We start from the raw sequence: 4,754 nt of genomic DNA on the forward strand, positions 1-4,754 counted from the left end.
CTGCAGGGCGGCGGCCGGTGCATCAGCCAGCGCGGGCAGCACCGCGGCGAACTCGTCGCCGCCGAGCCGGGCCAGGCTGGAGCCCACCGGCAGGGCCTGGCGCAGGCGCTGGGCGGCCTCGCGCAGCAGCTGGTCGCCGGCATCGTGGCCCAGATGGGTGTTGATGTACTTGAACTGGTCCAGGTCCAGCAGCACGACGGCGAGCTGCTGCTGCTCGCGCGTGGCCAGGCGCAGCTCGATGGACAGGTCTTCCTCCATCTGCACGCGGTTGGCCAGGCCGGTCAGCGGGTCGGTGATGCGCTGGCGTTCCAGCGTCTGGCGCAGGCGCAGCAGCTCGGTGATCTCGGTGGAGAAGCCCACCAGGCAGGCGGAGCCGTCCTCGCGCTCCAGCGGCATCTTGACGGACCAGTAGTGGCGCGTGCGGCCCTCGCGGTCGACGACGATCTCCTCGCAGGCCTGGCGGCTCATCGTGTCCAGCGCCAGCTTGTCGATGGCCATCAGCCGGGTGGCGATCACCGGGTCCATCAACTCCAGGTCCGTGCGGCCCAGCACCTCCTCGGCGCTGCGGTTGTAGAGCTCCATCACCTTCTCGTTGATGAAGAGGTAGCGGCCCTGGCGGTCCTTGACGTAGATGTGGGCGTCGACGTTGGCCAGCACCGTTGCGGCCAGCGCCAGGCGCTCGGCCGGCGAATTCAGCGAGGCCGGGGCGGGCGAAGGGTCCGGCAGGGTGTCCATGGAGCGTGGGCGTTATGCAGGGCCGGAGGATATCGCCGAACGGGGGCGCCAATGAAGAACGGCCCGCAATGAGCGGGCCGTTGACTTGTCACGCGAGGCGGAGGGCGATCAGGCCGTCACGGTCTTCGCGGTTTCCGCGTATTCCTCGATCTGGTCGAAGTTCATGTAGCGGTAGACGCTGGCCTTGTCGGCATCGATGACACCCATCTCCTTCAGGTACTCGGCGGCCGTCGGCAGGTGCCCCAAGCGCGAGGCGATGGCGGCCAGTTCGGCCGAGCCCAGGAACACGTTCGTGTTCTTGCCCAGGCGGTTCGGGAAGTTGCGGGTGGAGGTGGAGATCACCGTCGCGCCTTCGCGGACCTGCGCCTGGTTGCCCATGCACAGCGAGCAGCCGGGCATCTCGGTGCGCGCGCCGGCGGTGCCGAAGGCGGCGTAGTGGCCTTCCTTGATCAGTTCGCTCTGGTCCATCTTGGTCGGCGGGGCGACCCACAGCTTGACCGGGATGTCGCGCTGGCCGCCCAGCAGCTTGGCCGCGGCGCGGAAGTGGCCGATATTGGTCATGCACGAGCCGATGAAGGCCTCGTCGATCTTGGTGCCGGCGACTTCGGACAGGAACTTGGCGTCGTCCGGATCATTCGGGCAGCAGACGATCGGCTCCTTGATGTCGGCCAGGTCGATCTCGATGACCGCGGCGTACTCGGCGTCCTTGTCGGCTTCGAGCAGGTCGGGCTGGGCGAGCCAGGCTTCGACCTTCTCGATGCGGCGCTGCAGCGTCTTCGCGTCGGCATAGCCCTCGGCGATCATGTTCTTCATCAGCACGACGTTGCTGGTGAGGTATTCCTTGATCGGCTCGGGGTTCAGCTTGATCGTGCAGCCGGCGGCGGAGCGCTCGGCCGAGGCGTCGCTCAGCTCGAAGGCTTGCTCGACCTTCAGGTCAGGCAGGCCTTCGATTTCGAGGATCTTGCCCGAGAAGATGTTCTTCTTGCCGGCCTTGGCGACGGTCAGCAGGCCCGCCTTGATCGCGTACAACGGGATCGCGTGGACCAGGTCGCGCAGCGTGACGCCGGGCTGCAGCTCGCCCTTGAAGCGCACCAGCACCGATTCCGGCATGTCCAGCGGCATCACGCCGGTGGCGGCGCCGAAGGCGACAAGACCTGACCCCGCGGGGAAGGAGATGCCGATCGGGAAGCGGGTGTGCGAGTCGCCGCCGGTGCCGACGGTGTCGGGCAGCAGCAGGCGGTTCAGCCACGAGTGGATCACGCCGTCGCCCGGGCGCAGGGCCACGCCGCCGCGGTTGCTGATGAAGGCGGGCAGCTCGCGGTGGGTCTTCACGTCCACCGGCTTCGGATAGGCGGCGGTGTGGCAGAAGGACTGCATCACCATGTCGGCGCTGAAGCCCAGGCAGGCCAGGTCCTTCAGCTCGTCGCGGGTCATCGGGCCGGTGGTGTCCTGCGAACCCACGGTCGTCATCTTCGGCTCGCAGTAGGTGCCCGGGCGGATGCCCTGGCCTTCCGGCATGCCGCAGGCGCGGCCGACCATCTTCTGCGCCAGCGTGAAGCCGGCCTTCGTTTCAGCCGGCGCTTGCGGCAGGCGGAACACGGTGGAGGCCGGCAGGCCCAGGGCCTCGCGGGCCTTGGCGGTCAGCGAGCGGCCGATGATCAGGTTGATGCGGCCGCCGGCGCGCACTTCGTCGAACAGCACGTCGCTCTTCAGCGCGAACTCGGCGACGGTGGCGCCGTTTTTCTCCAGCTTGCCGTCGTACGGGTAGACGTCGATGACGTCACCCATCTCGAGCTTGCTGACGTCCACTTCGATCGGCAGCGAGCCGGAGTCTTCCTGCGTGTTGAAGAAGATCGGGGCGATCTTGCCGCCCAGCGTGACGCCGCCGAAGCGCTTGTTCGGCACGAAGGGGATGTCGTCGCCGGTGGCCCAGATGACCGAGTTGGTGGCGGACTTGCGCGAGGAGCCGGTGCCGACGACGTCGCCGACGTAGGCCACGACGTGGCCCTTCTTCTTCAGCTCCTCGATGAACTGCATCGGGCCGCGCTTGCCGTCTTCCTCGGGCGTGAAGGCCGCGTCGGAACGGGTGTTCTTCAGCATCGCCAGGTAGTGCAGCGGGATGTCCGGGCGGCTCCAGGCGTCGGGGGCGGGCGACAGGTCGTCGGTGTTGGTTTCGCCGGGCACCTTGAAGACGGTGACGGTGATCTTCCTGGCCACTTCGGGGCGCGAGGTGAACCACTCGGCATCGGCCCAGCTCTGCACCACGGCCTTGGCATGCGCGTTGCCGTCCTTGGCGAGCTTGGCGACGTCGTTGAAGTAGTCGAACATCAGCAGCGTCTTCTTCAGCGCGGCGGCGGCGACTTCGGCAACCTCAGCGTCGGCGAGCAGCTCGATCAGCGGATGGACGTTGTAGCCGCCCACCATCGTGCCCAGCAGCTCGGTGGCCTTGGCCTTGGAGATCAGGCCGACCTTGATGTCGCCGTGCGCCACGGCGGCCAGGAAGCTCGCCTTGACCTTGGCGGCGTCGTCCACGCCCGGCGGCACGCGGTGGGTCAGCAGGTCCAGCAGGAAGGTATCCTCGCCGGCGGGCGGGTTCTTGATCAGCTCGATCAGCTCGGCGACCTGCTTCGCATCGAGGGGCAGGGGCGGGATGCCGAGCGCGGCGCGTTCGGCTGCATGTTGGCGGTAGGCTTGCAGCATGGATGTACTCCGGTTGAATGGGGGGTTAGGTGGCGGTGGCCGGGACGATGATCCGCAGGCCTTTGAAGTAGTCGCGATAGAAGCCCTGGTCGCGGGTGATCAGCGCCTCGCATTGCAGCAGCGCATGGGCGCCGACGAGGAAATCCGGGATCGCCCGCGGCATCGGGGCGGTGTTGCCGGATTCGAGCCGGCGCTGCTTGTACTTGCGCTGCATCTCGCCGGCGCGCACGGCGGCGCGGGCGTCGATCGGGGCGTAGCTGAGGCCCATGTCCTCGAGGGCGTCCATGACCTCGCCGCCATGGCCGAGGCCGGCCGTGACTTCGGCGATGACGACCTCGCAGGCCACGACCGGGCCGCTGGTCAGCGCCAGGCGCAAGGCGGCCTCGGCGGCATCGGCGCGCGCGTCGTCGCCGAGCAGGTCGATCAGGATGTTGGTGTCGACGGCGATCATCGTCAGCTCGGACGTCGTTCTCAGACGTCCACCGGATCGCCCGGCGCGCGGCCGCGCAGCTCGCGCATGATGTCGTCGGTGGTGACGCCTTCTGGCAGCTTGAAGCGGCCACGGGCGCGCGAGATCGCGTCGTCGACGTTCTTGCGCAGGATGATGCGCCCGCCGTCCAGCTCGACCTTCAGCGTGGTGCCTTTGGTCAGGCCCAGTGCATCGCGCACCGCCTTGGGCAGCGTGATCTGCCCTCTTTCGGCAACTGTGGCTTCCATGGCGCGTCCTCTCGCAAGAAGCGTTCCGGTATGGAACGGAAAGTATGCATGGATTCTACATACTTACCGATTCCGACGGAAGAGGAGAGGGCGCCTGGCGGCGCGGCTTTCTTGCTGCCTAGTTGCCGCTGGCGGTGGATGCGGCTGGTGCTGCGGCCGAAGCAGCTGAAGCAGCCGAGGCTGCGGCCGACGCTGCTGCGGCGGCTCGTGCGGCAGCGATGGCGGCCGTCTTCTGAGGATCGATGCCCAGGCCGGATTCCGGCGCCACGCCGGCGGCGGCTGCGGCGGCCTTCTCCGCCGCCATCTTCGCCATCAGCTCCCGCTGCTGCGGGCTGATGCAGTCGTCCACCAGGCGCTGGCCGAGCTTGACGTCCAGCAGCATCGACTTGTTGGCGATCTGGATCATCAGTGTCTTGCCGGTCACGTCTTCCAGGCGCAGCGCGCCGGTGGATGAGAGGACCGGCTTCATCACGAAGGTCTGCTTGCCCAGCAGCACGTCGATGTAGCCGACGTCCTTCGGGTCCTTGCTGATGTGGATCACCTGCTTGAATTCGCAGTCGTAAGTGCCCAGGTAGGCGCGCTCGGCGGCGGCAAGCTGTTCC

At 67.7% G+C, this 4,754-nt stretch carries 4 protein-coding genes and 1 pseudogene; all 5 read right to left on the minus strand.

Annotated elements, in window-relative coordinates; all coding sequences use genetic code 11:
• On the minus strand, nucleotides 1-735 hold a 735-nt coding region (locus tag B0W88_RS29805; RefSeq protein ID WP_144007066.1), incomplete at its 3' end, for a GGDEF domain-containing protein.
• A gap of 108 nt (nucleotides 736-843) precedes the next feature.
• Nucleotides 844-3,435, minus strand: a complete 2,592-nt coding sequence (gene acnB / locus B0W88_RS29810; RefSeq protein WP_077038147.1) for a bifunctional aconitate hydratase 2/2-methylisocitrate dehydratase — start codon at nucleotides 3,433-3,435, stop codon at nucleotides 844-846.
• A 25-nt stretch (nucleotides 3,436-3,460) separates the two neighbouring features.
• Complete coding sequence (locus B0W88_RS29815; RefSeq protein WP_077038148.1) at nucleotides 3,461-3,886, minus strand: type II toxin-antitoxin system VapC family toxin; 426 nt, start codon at nucleotides 3,884-3,886, stop codon at nucleotides 3,461-3,463.
• 20 nt (nucleotides 3,887-3,906) lie between these two features.
• A complete protein-coding gene (locus tag B0W88_RS29820) occupies nucleotides 3,907-4,152 on the minus strand; it encodes an AbrB/MazE/SpoVT family DNA-binding domain-containing protein (protein ID WP_077038149.1) in 246 nt (81 codons plus the stop codon).
• 118 nt (nucleotides 4,153-4,270) lie between these two features.
• A pseudogene (locus tag B0W88_RS33950) lies at nucleotides 4,271-4,754 on the minus strand (hypothetical protein); the annotation flags it as partial.

Source organism: Pelomonas sp. KK5 (genome assembly GCF_001984095.1).
Taxonomy (GTDB): domain Bacteria; phylum Pseudomonadota; class Gammaproteobacteria; order Burkholderiales; family Burkholderiaceae_C; genus KK5.